21 protein-coding genes are annotated in these 16,170 nt (G+C 38.8%); 10 read left to right on the top strand and 11 right to left on the bottom strand.

Features of this window, described 5'->3' with window-relative positions; all coding sequences use genetic code 11:
* Positions 1–185: 185 nt before the first annotated feature.
* Genes IEU81_RS07740 through IEU81_RS07725 form a run of 4 tightly spaced genes read left to right on the top strand, consistent with a single transcriptional unit; the run spans position 186 to position 2,234 of the window.
* The gene (locus IEU81_RS07740) at positions 186–803 is read left to right on the top strand and encodes a LysE/ArgO family amino acid transporter (RefSeq protein ID WP_186089436.1); all 618 of its coding nucleotides are present in this window, start codon (positions 186–188) and stop codon (positions 801–803) included.
* Positions 804–815: 12 nt separating this feature from the next.
* Positions 816–1,352, top strand: a complete 537-nt coding sequence (locus IEU81_RS07735; RefSeq protein WP_186089438.1) for a helix-hairpin-helix domain-containing protein — start codon at positions 816–818, stop codon at positions 1,350–1,352.
* 48 nt (positions 1,353–1,400) lie between these two features.
* The gene (locus IEU81_RS07730) at positions 1,401–1,754 is read left to right on the top strand and encodes a DoxX family protein (protein ID WP_092595782.1); all 354 of its coding nucleotides are present in this window, start codon (positions 1,401–1,403) and stop codon (positions 1,752–1,754) included.
* 15 nt (positions 1,755–1,769) lie between these two features.
* Positions 1,770–2,234: an SRPBCC family protein gene (locus IEU81_RS07725; protein ID WP_092595784.1), complete on the top strand. Its 465-nt coding sequence runs from the start codon at positions 1,770–1,772 to the stop codon at positions 2,232–2,234.
* Between the two features lie 36 nt (positions 2,235–2,270).
* Here the strand turns inward: IEU81_RS07725 and IEU81_RS07720 are convergent, their stop codons facing one another.
* A complete protein-coding gene (locus tag IEU81_RS07720) occupies positions 2,271–2,612 on the bottom strand; it encodes a DMT family transporter (RefSeq protein ID WP_186089439.1) in 342 nt (113 codons plus the stop codon).
* A 73-nt stretch (positions 2,613–2,685) separates the two neighbouring features.
* Positions 2,686–2,931: an SMR family transporter gene (locus tag IEU81_RS07715; protein WP_231957211.1), complete on the bottom strand. Its 246-nt coding sequence runs from the start codon at positions 2,929–2,931 to the stop codon at positions 2,686–2,688.
* A gap of 187 nt (positions 2,932–3,118) precedes the next feature.
* Between IEU81_RS07715 and IEU81_RS07710 the strand changes: the two genes are divergently transcribed.
* Genes IEU81_RS07710 through IEU81_RS07700 form a run of 3 tightly spaced genes read left to right on the top strand, consistent with a single transcriptional unit; the run spans position 3,119 to position 4,190 of the window.
* Positions 3,119–3,322, top strand: coding sequence for a helix-turn-helix transcriptional regulator (locus IEU81_RS07710; RefSeq protein WP_026859462.1), 204 nt, complete (start codon positions 3,119–3,121; stop codon positions 3,320–3,322).
* The gene (locus IEU81_RS07705; protein WP_186089441.1) at positions 3,323–4,015 is read left to right on the top strand and encodes a DUF3169 family protein; all 693 of its coding nucleotides are present in this window, start codon (positions 3,323–3,325) and stop codon (positions 4,013–4,015) included.
* 16 nt (positions 4,016–4,031) lie between these two features.
* Positions 4,032–4,190, top strand: a complete 159-nt coding sequence (locus IEU81_RS07700; protein WP_186089442.1) for a hypothetical protein — start codon at positions 4,032–4,034, stop codon at positions 4,188–4,190.
* A 64-nt stretch (positions 4,191–4,254) separates the two neighbouring features.
* Here the strand turns inward: IEU81_RS07700 and hisIE are convergent, their stop codons facing one another.
* From hisIE to IEU81_RS07660, 8 genes are read right to left on the bottom strand one after another with little or no spacing between them, the layout of a single operon-like run.
* Entirely contained in the window at positions 4,255–4,878 is a 624-nt protein-coding gene (gene hisIE / locus IEU81_RS07695; RefSeq protein ID WP_092595790.1) for a bifunctional phosphoribosyl-AMP cyclohydrolase/phosphoribosyl-ATP diphosphatase HisIE, read from the bottom strand.
* On the bottom strand, positions 4,878–5,639 hold the full coding sequence (gene hisF / locus IEU81_RS07690) for an imidazole glycerol phosphate synthase subunit HisF (RefSeq protein ID WP_092595792.1): 762 nt from the start codon (positions 5,637–5,639) through the stop codon (positions 4,878–4,880). Before hisF ends, hisIE begins: the two co-directional genes overlap by 1 nt.
* Positions 5,636–6,337 (bottom strand): HisA/HisF-related TIM barrel protein, encoded by a 702-nt coding sequence (locus tag IEU81_RS07685; RefSeq protein WP_186089444.1) that lies wholly within the window; start codon positions 6,335–6,337, stop codon positions 5,636–5,638. The genes hisF and IEU81_RS07685 overlap by 4 nt, the downstream gene beginning before the upstream one ends.
* Before the next feature lie 41 nt (positions 6,338–6,378).
* Complete coding sequence (hisB, locus tag IEU81_RS07680) at positions 6,379–6,963, bottom strand: imidazoleglycerol-phosphate dehydratase HisB (RefSeq protein WP_092595796.1); 585 nt, start codon at positions 6,961–6,963, stop codon at positions 6,379–6,381.
* Positions 6,956–7,942, bottom strand: a complete 987-nt coding sequence (locus IEU81_RS07675; RefSeq protein WP_186089445.1) for a pyridoxal phosphate-dependent aminotransferase — start codon at positions 7,940–7,942, stop codon at positions 6,956–6,958. Before IEU81_RS07675 ends, hisB begins: the two co-directional genes overlap by 8 nt.
* Position 7,943: 1 nt before the next feature.
* The gene (gene hisD / locus IEU81_RS07670) at positions 7,944–9,176 is read right to left on the bottom strand and encodes a histidinol dehydrogenase (protein WP_186089447.1); all 1,233 of its coding nucleotides are present in this window, start codon (positions 9,174–9,176) and stop codon (positions 7,944–7,946) included.
* Positions 9,173–9,778 carry an ATP phosphoribosyltransferase gene (hisG, locus tag IEU81_RS07665; protein WP_186089448.1) on the bottom strand — a complete coding sequence of 202 codons (606 nt, stop codon included), beginning with the start codon at positions 9,776–9,778 and terminating at the stop codon, positions 9,173–9,175. The genes hisD and hisG overlap by 4 nt, the downstream gene beginning before the upstream one ends.
* Positions 9,775–10,581, bottom strand: coding sequence for an ATP phosphoribosyltransferase regulatory subunit (locus IEU81_RS07660; protein ID WP_186089450.1), 807 nt, complete (start codon positions 10,579–10,581; stop codon positions 9,775–9,777). Before IEU81_RS07660 ends, hisG begins: the two co-directional genes overlap by 4 nt.
* Before the next feature lie 144 nt (positions 10,582–10,725).
* On the opposite strand from IEU81_RS07660, the gene IEU81_RS07655 reads away from it, so the two are divergent.
* From IEU81_RS07655 to IEU81_RS07645, 3 genes are all read left to right on the top strand, one after another.
* Positions 10,726–11,013, top strand: a complete 288-nt coding sequence (locus IEU81_RS07655) for a YerC/YecD family TrpR-related protein (protein WP_092595806.1) — start codon at positions 10,726–10,728, stop codon at positions 11,011–11,013.
* Positions 11,014–11,322: 309 nt separating this feature from the next.
* Positions 11,323–12,351, top strand: coding sequence for an acyltransferase family protein (locus IEU81_RS07650; RefSeq protein ID WP_186089451.1), 1,029 nt, complete (start codon positions 11,323–11,325; stop codon positions 12,349–12,351).
* A gap of 133 nt (positions 12,352–12,484) precedes the next feature.
* The gene (locus IEU81_RS07645; protein ID WP_092596088.1) at positions 12,485–14,428 is read left to right on the top strand and encodes a fructose-1,6-bisphosphatase; all 1,944 of its coding nucleotides are present in this window, start codon (positions 12,485–12,487) and stop codon (positions 14,426–14,428) included.
* 103 nt (positions 14,429–14,531) lie between these two features.
* Here the strand turns inward: IEU81_RS07645 and IEU81_RS07640 are convergent, their stop codons facing one another.
* A complete protein-coding gene (locus IEU81_RS07640) occupies positions 14,532–16,040 on the bottom strand; it encodes a Na+/H+ antiporter NhaC family protein (protein WP_186089453.1) in 1,509 nt (502 codons plus the stop codon).
* Between the last annotated feature and the right edge of the window lie 130 nt (positions 16,041–16,170).

Raw genomic sequence — 16,170 nt, 5'->3', positions numbered from 1 at the left:
CCATAGTAAAAATCCAAGTGCTAGTATTTTTGAACTTTACCTATATTTCTGCACCTATTTCTTTACTCACTCCCCCCTCATTATAGAAAACGTTTTCATGATTTACAAACTATTTTCTGGATTCTTTTGTGTGTAAAATATACGGATAATTAACATTATTTATGATTACGTCAGGAGACAAAATTATGCTTATCGCGTTTCTGCACGGTTTTATATTATCAGCTGGGCTCATACTGCCGCCGGGTGCTCAAAACGTCTTTTTAATTAACCAGGGGGCCAATCAGAAGAAATTTATCCATGCTTTGCCTGCCATTGTGACTGCCGGACTCAGTGATACATTATTGATTATTTTCTCGGTGGCTGGCGTATCTTTAATTATTCTGTCTATACCTGCTCTGCAGCTGACTATGTATATTATTGGATTTATATTTTTAATGTACATAGCAGTTTCTCTATGGTTTACTAAAGCTGACACGTCATCTCATGCACCTGTTCTGCTCACACCTTATAAACAGGCTGCGTATGCACTTTCAGTTTCTTTATTAAATCCCCATGCCATATTAGATACTGCAGGGATTATCGGAACAAACTCTACAGCTTACACCGGGACAAATCTGATTATCTTTACTGTTTCCTGCATCTTTGTATCATGGCTGGCATTTATAATACTTGTTCTGATCGGCAGAATCATTGGCCGCATTGATAAAAACGGCTCGATTACTTTTTGGATCAATAAACTATCTGCAGCGGCAATTTTTGTTATTGCCTGCTTTATTTTCTTGAATATTATTAAAATGCTTTAAGGCGGTGTTCTTATGACTCAGATTCCCAATATCGGCAAACCTGCAGCAAGTGCTCTTGAACACATCGGTATCACACAGCTGGAAGAGTTAACCCAGTTCGATGAGAAGAACCTGTTAAAACTCCATGGTCTTGGTCCCAAAGCAGCTCGTATTCTAAAAGATGCGCTCCAGACATCCGGTTTGAAATTTAAAGAAGAGGAACAGCTCACTTATTCGCCGGATTTTTTAATCTCCGGTTCTCTTTGCTGCAATAACGCACCGAAAAGAGAAGTCATACGCGATTTTTTAATCCTTGCTTATATGAACGATAAAAAAGCTGAAGCTCTGCTGGTTACAGAAATGCTTCTGCCGAAGCTGCCTTCGCAGATTACAGCGCTTCATATTTACAATATACTCACTCATGGCAAAGAAGGCGCCGCAAATGGCACAGTCATAACAGCAGATGGACAAACACATCATTGGGCGTACTTTATCGAGTTTGAAAATCACAAGAAAGATGCACGCATTAAAAATATTTCATCATATTCAAAATCAGTGTGTGACTCATAAATTTCAGGGTAAATATAAATAATCGTTTTTTAGGAAGCAGGTAAATTAATGAAAATAGTAATGAGATATGTACTTGCTGCCGTGTTCGGCATCGCAGGTATTGCGCATTTTACAAGAACAGAAGGTTTTTCAAATATCGTTCCAGGCTACTTGCCATGCAAGACATTTATAGTGAAAGCAAGCGGTGTTTTGGAAATTATGATCAGTATATTGCTGTGCCTAAAACGGCCGGGCACTGTTTTTAAGTCTGTAATTAACAGCTTTTTAGTCATCGTACTGCCCGCAAACATTTATATGGCGAGAAAATCTCTGCCTCTCGGTAATATCGACGTTCCAAAACCGCTGCTCTGGGCTAGAGTACCGCTACAGTTCGTCTTGATTAAAATCGTTAACAAATTATAAAGGAGTATCTTAACTATGCAGACTTCATATCATACTAAAGACAATCAGGCTTATCAGAAAGTGATGGTTGAAATTAACAGCAGCAAAGAAGAGATCTTCGCACATCTCGCTACAACAAAAGGCATTCAGGAGTGGTTTCCGGAACTCTCTTTTAAAGGTCCAAAACGCATGGTGTTTAACCTTGGAAATGATGAATATGCAAAAATGGATGTACTCCGCTATGATAACCCTAATTTTATACATTTTACATGGGACACCGGCGAGGTGGAAATATTGCTTGAAGACGCAGAAAATAGTACACAGCTAATTCTCAATGAACGCCTGCCTGCATCATTTGATAATGTCGCACGGGATTTCGCCGGCTGGCAGTTCAAAACAGAAAGTATCAAGAGTATTGCTGAAGGCGGAGAAGCTTTGGAGATTGATAAAGACACGTTCACTGCCTTACAGAAAGATATTGAAAAACAGTTAGACTTATAAAAAAAGCCGTCCTGATATCAGGACGGCTTTTTATGTTCATTCCGGAATTTCTCTCTTCTCTTTACTAGAAAAATTCATTACAATAACACCCAATATGATGACAAATAATCCCAAAATATTTACTGCAGACAGCTGTTCCTGAAATAGAAAAATACCAATAATTGCTGCACCTGCGGTACCGAGTCCGGCCCATACACTGTATGCAATACTTAATGGAATCGTCTTCAGTGCACCGATCAGACAGACAAATGATAAAGCAAAACATATAAACATAATGACAGTCGGTAATATATTCGTAAAACCATCAGATAAGTTCAGCATAGTTGTTCCAATTACTTCAAATATAATCGCGCCTAATAAAAATATAGCTGCTTTCATCTATTCTACTCCTATACTCTCATTAAAATAAGCCCGATAATTAAAATAATAATACCGGTGATTTTCATCTTATTCATTCCTGTTTAAATACTGCAAATCCAATAACAGCCGTCAGCATCGTCTCTGCACCGCTCCACGCTGCATAAGCAAAGCTGAGCGGTAATGTCAGAAGGGCAAGTGACAGCAAGTAAAAGGCCAAGATATAACCGGCTAAAATTCCTAAGATTGCTTTTATTGAATAATTGTCAGCAGTCACTTTCATCATGCTGGAGCCGAATACTTCTGAAACGACAGCACCGGCCAAATATAACAAGCCCATATACTTCACCCCTCAAGTTTTAAACCTGTATTTCACTATTTAAATATAACATTTCAAATAATACAATTAAAAATGACAATATTAGTTTTCTTTTTGACAAGTATATTTGTCAAAATGACAATAATATGATACATTATAAATACAGAACATATATGTATCCTGTAATTACAAAGCGAGGTTATGACAAATGAAAACACGGCTGCGTGAACTGCGCGCCAGGGACAGTTTAAACCAGACCCAGCTCTCAAAACTTGCTAAAGTATCACGGCAGACAATCAGCTTAATCGAACGCGAAGAGTATATTCCATCGCTGTTAATTGCAAAACGAATGGCTAAGATATTTAACGAACCGATCGAGAATATTTTTATATTCGATGAGGAGGAGTTATAAATGAAATTCTTATTAAAAATGCTGCTGTATGCCGCAATCGGTTTTGCCGCAGGTTATCTGACACTGGAACTGCTTTACGGAAGAAATTCGGAGGGCTTATTGGAAACTATCTACTTCTGGCTGAGTATCGTAATGATTGTACTCGCTGCTGCACTGCTTGTATATGCATTTATACGCCGCAAAAAACTGATTAAAATGACTAAAGATAATAATAGAAAAGTAGATGACGATGACTTTGATGTATACAGCTATAATACATTCAATGTTGTTACAGTTGCCACAGCAGTACCATTAGTATTGTCACTTATGGCACTTGCAATTCAAGCCTTAGCTGCAGAAAGCCCTTGGCTTGTCGCGCTGACGATAGTATTGGTGTTCGTTTCAATGTTTATGAGTTTCCAGGCATCAGCACTGGTTAATATTATCTATCCGGATAAAGATTTACCGGAAATTTCCGATAATAAATACGCAGAGAAATTGTTTGCCGCTTCAGATGAAGGTGAGATATTCATTATGGCGAAAGCACTATACCGCTCGTGGACACTGACCAGCACTATGCTGTTCTTTGCTATCATCTTCATGATTTTCTATTCATTTATCACGGAAGAATCTCAAATTTTCAGTATTGTAATCATCGGATTTATTATGATTATAAGTCAGCTGAAATATGCATATGAAATTAGAGAGAAATAATTAAGGGTGAGTGTACATGAGGTGCGGTACAAAACGTTTTGAAATTACTGTTGAAAAGAACGGACGTACGGCTGTTAAGGAAATATGTGCGAGGGACCAGATCGACGCACGTAAAATATGCCGGCGCATGTTTGGTCATGACGAAAAGATAACTTCTGTCCGTCAGAAAAAATAATCCGTATGCGATGCTCCAGAAGAGCATCGCATACGGATTATGTCTATATTTTATAAGTTTTACTCTACCAGTTTTGAATGTCTTCACGAACACTGTAGTCCTGCTTTTCACCGTGTCTTTCTTCAAGTTTCGCTTCAACATCTGATAAAGAAACACCTTCGTTATTTAACATAACCAAAACATGATAGAGTAAATCGCTCGTTTCATCGATTAGTTCCTGCTTATCTTTATTTTTTGCAGCAATCACCACTTCAGTCATTTCCTCGCCGCATTTTTTTAATATTTTATCGAGTCCCTTTTCAACAAGATATTTAGTATAAGACCCTTCTTTAGGATTCTCAATTTTATTCTGCACAGTGCTTTCCAGCTTCTGAATACTGAAATAGTCATCACCAAAACAACTCTGTGTCCCGGTATGGCAAGTCGGGCCTTTGGGATTAACTTGAATGAGCAGTGCATCCTGATCACAGTCTAATGCCATTGAAACGACTTCCTGAATATTACCGCTCGTTTCACCCTTTTTCCAAAGCCGCTCTTTAGAGCGCGAGTAAAACCAAACAACATTGTCCGCCGTTGTTTTTTTAAAAGCTTCTTCATTCATAAATCCATTCATCAGCACTTGTTTCGTATGGCTGTCCTGCAGTATAACTGACAAGAGCCCGTTATTTTTACTGAAATCCGGCTGCATTACATACCCACCTCAATTCCATTCTGGTTCAATTCCTGTTTTAAATCTCTGATGTTCACTTCGTCTCTGTGGAAAATAGAAGCAGCCAGACCAGCAGCAGCATTTGTCTCTTGGAACAGATCAACAAAGTGACTGATATTTCCTGCACCTCCGCTCGCTGTCACAGGGATATTGACGATTTCTGCCGCTTTTTTAAGAAATTCAGTATCAAAACCTGATTTAACTCCGTCGTGATCCATGCTGGTAATCAGCAATTCTCCTGCTCCAGCCGCTTCACCCTCTACGAGCCAGTCAAAAGCTTTCTTATCCGCTCTTTTTGTTCCGCCATGAGTGTATACGTAATAATCTTCAAGTTCAGTATCATATTTTACATCTACAGCAAGTATGATCGACTGACTGCCGAATGTTTTACTGGCCTGGCGGATAAAGTTCGGGTTTTTAAGTGCAGCGGAATTAATGCTGACTTTGTCAGCACCGGCATCCAGCAGCTGTTTAATATCGTCGTTTGACTGAATCCCCCCGCCTACAGTCAGCGGGACAGAGAGTTCTTTTGCAGTGTCACTGACTGCTTCAAGCATTAAATCGTGACCTTCCTGGGTCTTAGAAATATCTAAAAAGACCACTTCATCTGCACCTTCATTATTATATTTTTTAGCCAGTTCAGCGGGCTTGCCAATATGCTGTAAATTAATAAAGTTTACACCTTTAACTACTTCGCCGTCTTTTACATCGAGGCATGCGATTATTTTTTTTGGCTTCATTTGATGCCCTCCCAGAATTCTTCAGTGTGACTTGCTTTTCCTACGATTGCTTCTTCTATGCCTAGTGTCTCCAGTTCATCCAAATCTGCCTTATTTCTAATTCCGCCGCTGGCAACAACTTTGTGTCGGGTCAGTTTGTTTATCCTTGCTGTATTCTCAAAGTTGGGTCCGAGCCCCATACCGTCTTTGTCGATATCTGTGTAAATAATACCTGCTAAGTCGATATCTTCCACATCCGCTAAATATTCATCGATCGTGACATCGCTGTTTTCAGTCCAGCCGTTAATATAAATATCATTTTCTTTAGCATCGACACCGACGAATATTTTCCCGGGAAATAAGTCAGCAGCTTCTTTTAACCAGGGCACATCTATGATGGCGCGTGTCCCTAAAATAAAATACTCCACACCCATGTCATGGTAGGCTTTAAGCGTTTCAAGAGAGCGGATGCCTCCCCCTATTTCAAGCGGCAGCGCTGATTGTTCAGCCAGTTCACTGACGAGATTCGACTCCACCGCTTTTTTATGTAGCGCCCCCATCAGATCCACGACGTGAATCCGTTCGACTGATTGGTAGCCCGAGTAAAATTCAAGTGCCTGCTGCGGTGTCTTTTTCATTTGCGATTGCTTTTTATAATCACCTTGTGATAAACGCACATTTTGTCCGTCTATTAAATCTATAGCTGGAATAATCTTCACTCTAAAAACACCCCTGCATCATTTTTAAATTCTTAAAGACTTTATTCTATTACACCCTTTGATGATGGCACACCGCTGTCTGAAGGCTGCAGTGCGATTTTTAAGCTGCGTGCAAACCCTTTAAATACCGCTTCAATCTCATGATGAGAATTACCTGTTTTTAATAAATCGACATGCAGCGTCATTCTCGCGTTCATCGCCACAGCATTAAAAAATTCTTCGGTGAGTTCTGTATCAAAATCTCCGACTTTTTCTTTAGAAATTTCTGCATTGAAGCTGAGATGCGGTCTCCCCGATAAATCCAGCACAACTCGCGCCAGTGATTCATCCATCGGTAAATACATCGCCCCGTATCTCACATAACTTTCTTTTTCGGAATATAATTCCTGAATCAGCTGTCCGAGAACGATGCCGATATCCTCGACCGTATGATGCCCGTCTACGTATAAATCACCTTCTGCCTGTATGTTTACATACAGTTCCGAGTGAAAGCTGAACAGGGTCAGCATATGATCAAAAAAGCCGATCCCTGTATCTATTTCAGATGTTTTAAAATCTTTCTCATCATCGATTTCAACTGTTAACTTCGTTTCTTTCGTCTCTCTCTTTTTAGCATAACTAGTCATGAGACTCTCCCCACTTTTTGATTAATTCTTTTAGCTTCGGATATTCATCCTCATGGACAATTGAAAATCGCGCAGCATTTTTAAGGTTAACTTCATCATAAGCACGGCCTCTGTAGCCATTTTTATAAAGATATTCATACAGATCTCTCGCCTTGCTTCCATAGATGAATATAAAATTCGTATGCGTCGGTTTAATTTTCACATGCCGCCTAACAGTTTCGAAGGCTTCAACCAGTGATTTCTGCAGCTGCTTTTGATAGCTGAACCAGTCATCCAGCTGTTCGTTATCTTTCAGTAATTCACTGCCGAGGTTTAAAGACAGGCTGTTTAAAGGATATGGATGATTAATTCTCGTAATCGACTGATATGTCTCACCCTGAGCAATTGCGATACCGATTCGTAGACCGGCTAAACCATACACTTTACTCATGGTTCTGACGATAACGATATGCTCTCCCTGTGGCAGCGGATGACCCAGTGCAAACTCGCCATATGCTTCATCAATTACAAGCGTCCCTCCGACAGATTTCATCGCATCTGACAGATCATTTATAAAATGACTCGGCAGCAGTACGCCTGTAGGGTTATGCGGGTTAGAAATTAAAAATAAGGATGGTTTTTTTGACTTGATTTCATTGATGACTAAATCATAATCAAATGAATAATCTTCTCTTGAAGGGACTGAATAATAACGGAATCCTGCCTGGTTGGCATAGACCTGATACATTACAAAATCCGGGCTCAGAGACATCACACCATTTTTCCCCAGTGTCATTACAATTTTCTGCAGCCATTCATCCGAGCCGTTAGCTACTTCAATATTTTCCGGCTTAAAGCCGTTCCTTTTTGCATAGAGTGACTTAAAACGGTCCAGTTCTTCTTCCGGATACAATTCAATATTGGTCTGATTCACCGCATCTGTAATCTGCGCTTTTGAAAGCGGTGATTTCGGTGACGTGTTTCTATCCATACTAATCATCTTATCGCTCCGTTCTAATATTTAAGGATTCATAATGTGCATAGAGTCCTTCTTTTTTTGCTATAGTTTTTGCAGCATCTGCAATACTGTTATATGTTCCCTCTTTCAGCTGAATTACTGCATGACTCGTTAAAAAGTCATTGACATTCAGTCCGTGGCTGAAACGCCCCGTCTGATTTGTCGGCAGTACGTGAGATGGTCCCGCTGCATAATCACCGATAGCCTCCGGAGAATATTTGCCGATAAAAACCGCACCGGCATAACGAATATTTTTGCTGATAACTTGTTCTTCTCTGTGCTGGATTGATACGTGTTCAGGCGCAATATAGTTAATTATCTCCAGCAAATTTTCTCTGCTGTCGATAATCTGATAGTGATTATTGTTCAGTGATTCCCGAATCACATCCGTACGCTGCTGCTCACCGATTAAACGATCTATTTCGGATTGTACAGCTTCAATCACATTTGATGATTCTGCCAGTAGAAATGTCCGGGCATTTACATCGTGCTCTGCCTGAGCAAAAACATCATAGGCAATCGCTGTGTAATCAGCCGTATCATCCACGTATAAAAGAATTTCACTTGGCCCCGCAATCATATCGATACCGACGTCGCCAAATACTTGTTTTTTTGCCAGAGCAACGTATTTATTTCCGGGCCCTGTTATTTTATCGACTTTTTTAATCGACTCTGTCCCATAAGCTAAAGCTGCGACCGCCTGGGCGCCGCCTGCCGTATACACCTCTGTGACTCCGGCAATATAAAGTGCTGCTAATGTAATGTTTTCGTCAGTAAAAGTTGGCGTTACTGCAACGATATCTTTGACGCCGGCAACCGCTGCTGGAACAGCTGACATCAGTACACTGGAGGGGTATAATGCCGTTCCTCCCGGGATGTAAATACCGATACGTTCCAGCGGATGATAAACATAAGAGAACTCACCGTCCTGATAGTCCTTATATTTAATCGACTGCTGATAATCAGCAATGCGGTCCTTAATTAAAATCAGCGCATTCTTTTCTTCATCACTTAAATTTTCAAAGCTCCTCTTAAGTTTTTCTTCAGGTACTCTGAAATCTTCAACCGTCTGACCGTCAAATTGTTCTGTATATTTTTTTAAAGCTGAGTCTGAATTTTTCTTAACATCTTCTATAATAGAAAGAACATTTTCTAGACTTTCCTTGTCTGTATCATCAAAAGTTACAAATTTTTTCTTAAAAGTTTCGGCGTTCATTCAATCACTCCAATTTCACTTAAAAATTCATAGATGCTGTCTTCTTTAGTATAAAAAGTCTGCTTATTTGCGATTAAACGTGCTTGAACATCTAGAATTTTTTCGTATTCAATCAAACCGTTGTCGCGAAGCGTATTCCCTGTTTGAACGATGTCGACAATACCATCGGCCAGTCCTAGAATCGGCGCCAGTTCGACAGATCCATTTAAATGAATCAGAGAGACAGGCTGCTGCTGCGTATTAAAATATTTTCTCGCTATATTTGTGTATTTCGATGCCACCGTATTGAAATGTTCTACATTCGGCGGGCCTGCCAGTGCGAAGTGGCATTTACCAAACGGCAGTTCTGATACATTTAAGTAACTGAAGACTTCCTCTTCAATAATGTCACTGCCGACGATGCCGATATCTGCCACACCCCGTTCAACGTAAACAGGAACATCCGGACCTTTAGCAAAAATAAAGCGGATATTATCGACAATGGTGTATAAGGTGCGGGATTCATCCTGCAGCACTTTGCTGTATTTATATAGCTCATATTTTTCTAAATAGGACACGAAATCATCAAATAAACGTCCTTTGGATAAAGCTACTGTAATCATATAAGTCCTCCGTCTGCTAAATTTAAACCGATACCGAATGCATTGCTGTTATACTCTCCGCCGCTCAATATAGGAGAGTTTGAATTTAAAAATGCTTGAAAATACAAACCATTATAATAATTTTGGGGCGAACGGAATGATAAATCTAAAATAAATTTAGTGTTTTCTTCGGTAATTTCTTCTTTTAAATGAGCGATAGCCTGCATGGCTTTTGTGTCTCCAAAAATTTTACTCACCATATCGAACTGATCACTGACTTTTGCACTGATTATTTTGTATAAATCATGATCTTTGCCGAGCACTCTTCTCAGCTCTGAGATGTTTTTACTGTAAATTAATTGTCGTATATCCTCTGACAGCTGATATTTTTCAATGAATAAATCGATCAACTGATCATTATTAATGACCATAGTTTTAATAGAAGTTTCTGCATAGTCCTCAACAAAATTCATATGCATTAACACGGCTTCTATCATATCCTTTTCATTTGCCCGGTATAATTCAACACCTGCCTGGTAGAATGATTCATTCTCTCTCACTACAGGACCAAAATAGCCGAATCTAATATCGTCAGAGTAATAATTGCTGTTAAAGTTCATCAATGTACGTGTCCAGTCACTCCGTATGGCATACATCGTATTATTTCTTTCGAAAACAACACTTGTTGGATGGTGGTATTTATCATCGATAGAAAATGGCTCAATCATATTCATATCCACCAGTGTGTAGCCTGCAGTGTCGAGCTGCTCTAAATATTTCTGACCGAGATCCAGTCTTTTTAAAATTAAAATGTTGTTTGTCATAATTACTCTCCTTTAGCACTTTAGCGAGATAAAGAATTACTTAATAATTAAAATAGTAACAAAGATAATTTATATATACAACCATTTTCTTTATCGATTTAGTATGTTAAAGTAATATTAAAATCAGTACTGGGAGTTGAAGCTATGCAAATAGACAAATTAAAAGGCCAGGAACTGGACGATTTGTTCGATGGAATTTTGTCACTCGAAACAAAAGAGGACTGCTATAAATTTTTTGATGATATTTGCACATCAAATGAACTCGTTGCATTGAAGCAGCGTTTTCAAGTTGCAAAACTCATCGATGAAGGAAAAACATATTCTAAAATACAAGAAGAAACGGGTGCATCGAGCGCCACTGTATCGCGTGTAAAACGCTGCCTAGACTACGGCAGTGAAGGTTATAAGACAGTATTGGACAGATTAAAATAACGGTATGCGTTACTATGAATTAAGAATTGGAGAATTTGGCGATTTGGCCTCTTTTACGATTTAACCGGAATGACCGGACAAACTGCAGCACGGATTATGCTGGATTTACTCAGCTATGTGACGAAGAAAAAAGAAGAAAATGATTTATAATATCAACTGTTCAGGGTGAGTATCCTGAACAGTTTTTTCTTTTCCAGCCGCTTTTTATTTGAATTTCTCAAGGGTGATGTTATATATTGATTCAATTATTAGAACACACCGCAAAATACGCAGAATATATAAATCTGTCGGATTATGAGGAGTATCATAATGAGTGAAAAGAAAAGATTTACAGAAATCGATGCATTAAGAGGCATCGCAGCAATAATTGTTGTTTTATATCACTATATAATTTTATATGATGAAAAATTTGGACACATAAAAGAAAATTATATCGAAATATTTTCATTTGGACATTACGGTGTACAGCTGTTTTTTATAATCAGCGGCTTTGTGATTTACATGTCTGTCCTAAAGGTAAGATCAACGTCCGATTTTTTAACTAAAAGGGCAATCCGTCTGTATCCAACTTATATTTTTGCTATTATTGTCACTTTTGCTGTCGTCGGTATATCTTCGCTCGGCACTTTGAAAACCGGTGCGGCCGACATGCTCGTTAACCTTACAATGTTCCAGGATTTCTTCGGCTTTAAAAATGTCGACGGTGTTTACTGGTCATTGCGTGTTGAACTGACCTTCTATCTTTTAATGGCAATACTTTTAATCTTTAAACTGGAACGGAAGGTGATGATTTTCACCGGCCTCTGGCTCCTGGTCTCAGCAGCTATCCAGCTGACAAACGGGGTCATGGATACTGAAATGACATCTCTGCTGGAAAAATTCTCAATGTCCAATTACTGCCAGATGTTTATTATTGGTATTATGTTCTATTATATTTGGCAGCACGGCAATCATTTAAAGTACACGTTAATGATTCTTGTAGCCGTCGTATATGATTTTTCATTTGAAGGGTTCACTAACGGCATGTTCACTCTATTTTTCATCGGCGTATTTTATCTTATTTTAAACGATAAAATGCAGTGGCTGAAATCAGATACGCTCGTATATCTTGGTGCCTTGTCCTTCCCGCTGTATTTAATTCATCAGAACATTGGTTATATTATTATTCACAAGCTGGAATCAATGGGCTACATGCATGAAGTGTTTTTAATTATACCGATAGGCATCAGCCTGATTCTTGCACATCTGATACTGCACTATGTCGAGAAACCCAGTCATAATGTCCTGTTTAAGCTTTATAAAGATCGGCGGTCTGCCCTGCCAAACATGTCCAGATAAAATCTGTCAAACGTTACTTCTCTAATATAATACGACTTTTTCATACAATCATTTATCATTTATACAGTAACGGATATAATAGAGATAATGTGAGACTTTACTATAGGAGTGTTAGACAGTGACTGTATCAAATATGACGACAGATTATAAATCCCAATATTTTCAGCTTTTGGCTGAGAAGTTTGATTCAGAAGAAAAAGTAGCAACTGAAATTATAAATTTAGAATCTATACTGGAGCTGCCAAAAGGAACCGAGCACTTTGTGAGTGACCTACACGGAGAGTTCCAGTCATTTCAGCATGTACTTCGCAATGGTTCAGGTAATGTTAAAGTAAAAATTGATGATATTTTCAAAGACCGGCTGACCGATGACGAACTCAGCGAGCTGGCTGCCCTCGTTTACTATCCAAAGGAAAAACTCACGCTGATTAAAAATCAGTTTACGGATAAAGAAGAATTAGCAGCATGGTATAAATCTAAAATTGAACAGCTCATCGAGCTGGTTGCCCATTCTTCTTCAAAATATACGCGCTCAAAACTGCGTAAGGCACTGCCGCCCCAGTTTGCCTATATTATTGAAGAACTGCTCTATAAAAAAGATGAGCACGATAATAAGAAACGCTATTATGATCGAATCTTAAACGAGATTATCGAACTCGGCCAGGCTAACAAATTAATTACCGGCTTGTCATTTACCATACAGCGTTTAGTCGTCGATCACCTGCACGTCGTTGGAGATATATACGACCGCGGACCGGAGCCCGACAAAATTATGGACACGCTTATTGATTATCACTCCGTAGATATACAATGGGGAAATCATGATGTGCTGTGGCTCGGTGCCTATGCAGGTTCAAAGGTCTGTCTTGCGAATATTATACGGATTTGTGCCCGTTACAATAACCTCGATATTATTGAAGATGCGTACGGTATTAATCTCCGACCGCTCTTTACTTTAGCTGATAAATATTATGATGATAACCCGGCCTTTCATCCAAAGAAAACGTCCGGCAAGCCCTTAACAGAAGATGAGCAGCTGCAGATGACTAAAGTGCAGCAGGCAATATCGATGATTCAGTTCAAATTAGAATCACCAATTATTAAAAGACGGCCGTCATTTGATATGGATGACCGTCTCGTCTTGGAAAACATTAATTACGACACGATGGAATATACTGTCGGAGATAAAACTTATCCGCTTGAAAATACTTGTTTCAGCACTGTAAACAGAAATAACCCATCCCAGCTGACTGACGAAGAAGCAGACGTGATGAATACACTGCTTATCTCGGTGCAGCAGTCAGAGAAATTGAAACGCCATATGAATTTTATGATGAAAAAAGGCAGTCTGTACTTACGTTATAACGGCAATCTTTTAATTCACGGCTGTATTCCAGTCACTGAAAACTGCGATATGGAGGGTATGGAAATCAATGGTGAAATGTATTACGGCAGAGAACTGCTTGATCAGTTCGAAATATATTTACGCCATGCCTTTACACACCTTGACGATACTGAAGATCTGGCAACAGATTTAATCTGGTACTTATGGACAGGTAAAAAATCTTCTCTATTTGGAAAACGTGCGATGACAACTTTTGAAAGATACTTTATCAGTGATAAGGCCACTCATAAAGAAGTGAAAAACCCATACTACTCTTTACGTGAAAAACCGGAAATGGCACAAAAATTCTTGAAGGAATTTGATCTTGACCCTGAACACGGACACATCGTCAACGGCCATACACCTGTGAAAGAAAAAGAAGGGGAAAACCCGATTAAAGCTGACGGTAAATTAATTGTAATTGACGGCGGTTTTTCTAAAGCTTATCAGTCAACAACAGGTATAGCCGGCTATACATTGCTGTTTAATTCATACGGTATGCAGCTGGTAGCGCATCAGGAGTTCAATTCAAAAGATAAGGTACTGGAAAACGAGTCAGACGTTCTCGCCGTCAGAAGAATCGTCGACGAAGAACTCGAGCGAAAAAAAGTCAGAGATACAGAAATCGGCAAGCGTCTGAGATATGAAATTGATATGCTGAAAACTTTAATGAAACACCGATATCTTAACTAGTAACAATCATATAACTCATTCGACCGTCATCATACATCTAATAAAAATCAGCTTGGAAATCAAACTATTGATCTCCAAGCTGTTTCTATTTAACTTATAAATTCTATACTTCTTGTTTTATAATTATTTTCCGCCCAAATATAAATACGCAAACAATCATAAGTGCGATACTCAGGAAAACGAGCCAAGGTACCGTTAGAATTGGCGCGATTAGCAGCGTGATTAATGTAATTCCACCATTCATTAAAGATATTGGTATTTGTGTTTTGTTATGATCTGTAAGATCTGAGCCTGCACCAGTCGACGATAAAATTGTAGTATCAGAAATAGGTGACGAGTGATCGCCAAAAAGCCCTGCAGATATAACTGCACCTACACAAATCATTAATGGTAAATTAAAATATTCGCCTAGTGGAATAGCTAACGGCATCATAACTGCAAAAGTCCCCCATGAAGATCCACTTGCAAAAGACATAAAGGCACCAACAATTAAAATCAATGCTGGAATGATAAATGCAGGAACATTACCATCCAATAACTGTGCAATGTTACTAGCTGTTTCGAGTTCATCTATAATAGCTCCAAGAGACCATGCTAAAATAAGCACGATAATAATCTGAGTCATCTTACTCATACCATTCAGATAAATGGTAAATACATTATTTGCAGTATCAACTTTATAGTAGACGAGTAAAGCAATCATGACCATTGCTGCCAGAAAATAAGAAGTCGTTAGCGCCACTCTAAAGCCATTACCATCAATTTGTCCAAATGGAAATCCGAGAGGTATGAGTAAAGTAACTAGTACAGCCAACATAACGAAAAGCGGTAGCCATACCATGATGGGTTTGGCTTTCTTTGAATCACTACCAAGCAATGTTGAATTTCTCATCGGTTTCGATTGATCCCAGTACTTTTTACCTTGAAGCGTTCGAATCTCAGCTTTTCTCATTGGACCAATCTCACGTTTTGAAAGTATGATCACTGGTACGACTGTAACAGCAAGTATAGGGTAAATAAAATACGGCAGAGACTGCATAAATAAATCCCAGTCGGTAATGTTTAAAGATAATTGCTCGATTTGTGAGTTTAGCAGCCCCATTATGTATACTCCCCAGCCTATAAATGGAATCATAACTGCTACTGGAGATGCTGTGGAGTCAATAATCCAAGCGAGTTTTTCTCGGGAAATTTTCAGTTTATCAAAAATAGATTCAAATACGGGACCGTTGATCAGTGGTGATCCAAGATCTGAGAAAAATATAATCAGTCCGCCTATAAAAGCGCCGAGTTGAGCAGATACACGTGTCTTAATATACTTAATGAACATTCCGGCAAATGCCTGTCCACCTCCGGATTGTTCAATTAAAGTAACAAATCCACCTATAAATAACAACAGAACAATTATACCTGCATTGTACCCCTCAGTCAGCTGAACAAAAAAGTAATCACCGATAAGTGTTTGTATCATTATCAACGCATTACCATTTAAAATAATAAGAACACCAGCCAGACAGCCTATAAATAATGAGATAATAACATTTCTTGTAATAAATGCGAGTGCAATTGCAATAACTGGCGGTAAAACAGATAGAATAAAATCCATGGACATATGGCAACACCTAATTTTCTGAATAATGAAATATATCATACCATAATTTATATAGAACATAAACAATGTTTTATCAGCTAAACTTCTATATTGCGCAAGAAAAAGGCTGAGGTTGCAACCTCAGCCTTTA

Source organism: Jeotgalicoccus aerolatus, assembly GCF_014635205.1.
In the GTDB taxonomy this organism is placed as follows: Bacteria; Bacillota; Bacilli; order Staphylococcales; family Salinicoccaceae; genus Jeotgalicoccus; species Jeotgalicoccus aerolatus.
This window is presented reverse-complemented; position numbering and strand designations above follow the sequence as displayed.

Coding starts and splice junctions, on each gene's coding strand:
- IEU81_RS07700 (WP_186089442.1), top strand. CDS start 4,032: ATGAGGTGCGGTACAAAACGTTTTGAAATTACTGTTGAAAAGAACGGA.
- IEU81_RS07720 (WP_186089439.1), bottom strand. CDS start 2,612: ATGAAAGCAGCTATATTTTTATTAGGCGCGATTATATTTGAAGTAATT.
- IEU81_RS07675 (WP_186089445.1), bottom strand. CDS start 7,942: ATGATTAGTATGGATAGAAACACGTCACCGAAATCACCGCTTTCAAAA.
- IEU81_RS07715 (WP_231957211.1), bottom strand. CDS start 2,931: ATGGGCTTGTTATATTTGGCCGGTGCTGTCGTTTCAGAAGTATTCGGC.
- hisD (WP_186089447.1), bottom strand. CDS start 9,176: ATGAACGCCGAAACTTTTAAGAAAAAATTTGTAACTTTTGATGATACA.
- IEU81_RS07660 (WP_186089450.1), bottom strand. CDS start 10,581: ATGACAAACAACATTTTAATTTTAAAAAGACTGGATCTCGGTCAGAAA.
- IEU81_RS07705 (WP_186089441.1), top strand. CDS start 3,323: ATGAAATTCTTATTAAAAATGCTGCTGTATGCCGCAATCGGTTTTGCC.
- IEU81_RS07710 (WP_026859462.1), top strand. CDS start 3,119: ATGAAAACACGGCTGCGTGAACTGCGCGCCAGGGACAGTTTAAACCAG.
- IEU81_RS07740 (WP_186089436.1), top strand. CDS start 186: ATGCTTATCGCGTTTCTGCACGGTTTTATATTATCAGCTGGGCTCATA.
- IEU81_RS07650 (WP_186089451.1), top strand. CDS start 11,323: ATGAGTGAAAAGAAAAGATTTACAGAAATCGATGCATTAAGAGGCATC.
- IEU81_RS07655 (WP_092595806.1), top strand. CDS start 10,726: ATGCAAATAGACAAATTAAAAGGCCAGGAACTGGACGATTTGTTCGAT.
- IEU81_RS07640 (WP_186089453.1), bottom strand. CDS start 16,040: ATGTCCATGGATTTTATTCTATCTGTTTTACCGCCAGTTATTGCAATT.
- hisF (WP_092595792.1), bottom strand. CDS start 5,639: ATGAAGCCAAAAAAAATAATCGCATGCCTCGATGTAAAAGACGGCGAA.
- IEU81_RS07645 (WP_092596088.1), top strand. CDS start 12,485: ATGACGACAGATTATAAATCCCAATATTTTCAGCTTTTGGCTGAGAAG.
- hisG (WP_186089448.1), bottom strand. CDS start 9,778: ATGATTACAGTAGCTTTATCCAAAGGACGTTTATTTGATGATTTCGTG.
- IEU81_RS07730 (WP_092595782.1), top strand. CDS start 1,401: ATGAAAATAGTAATGAGATATGTACTTGCTGCCGTGTTCGGCATCGCA.
- IEU81_RS07735 (WP_186089438.1), top strand. CDS start 816: ATGACTCAGATTCCCAATATCGGCAAACCTGCAGCAAGTGCTCTTGAA.
- IEU81_RS07725 (WP_092595784.1), top strand. CDS start 1,770: ATGCAGACTTCATATCATACTAAAGACAATCAGGCTTATCAGAAAGTG.
- hisB (WP_092595796.1), bottom strand. CDS start 6,963: ATGACTAGTTATGCTAAAAAGAGAGAGACGAAAGAAACGAAGTTAACA.
- hisIE (WP_092595790.1), bottom strand. CDS start 4,878: ATGCAGCCGGATTTCAGTAAAAATAACGGGCTCTTGTCAGTTATACTG.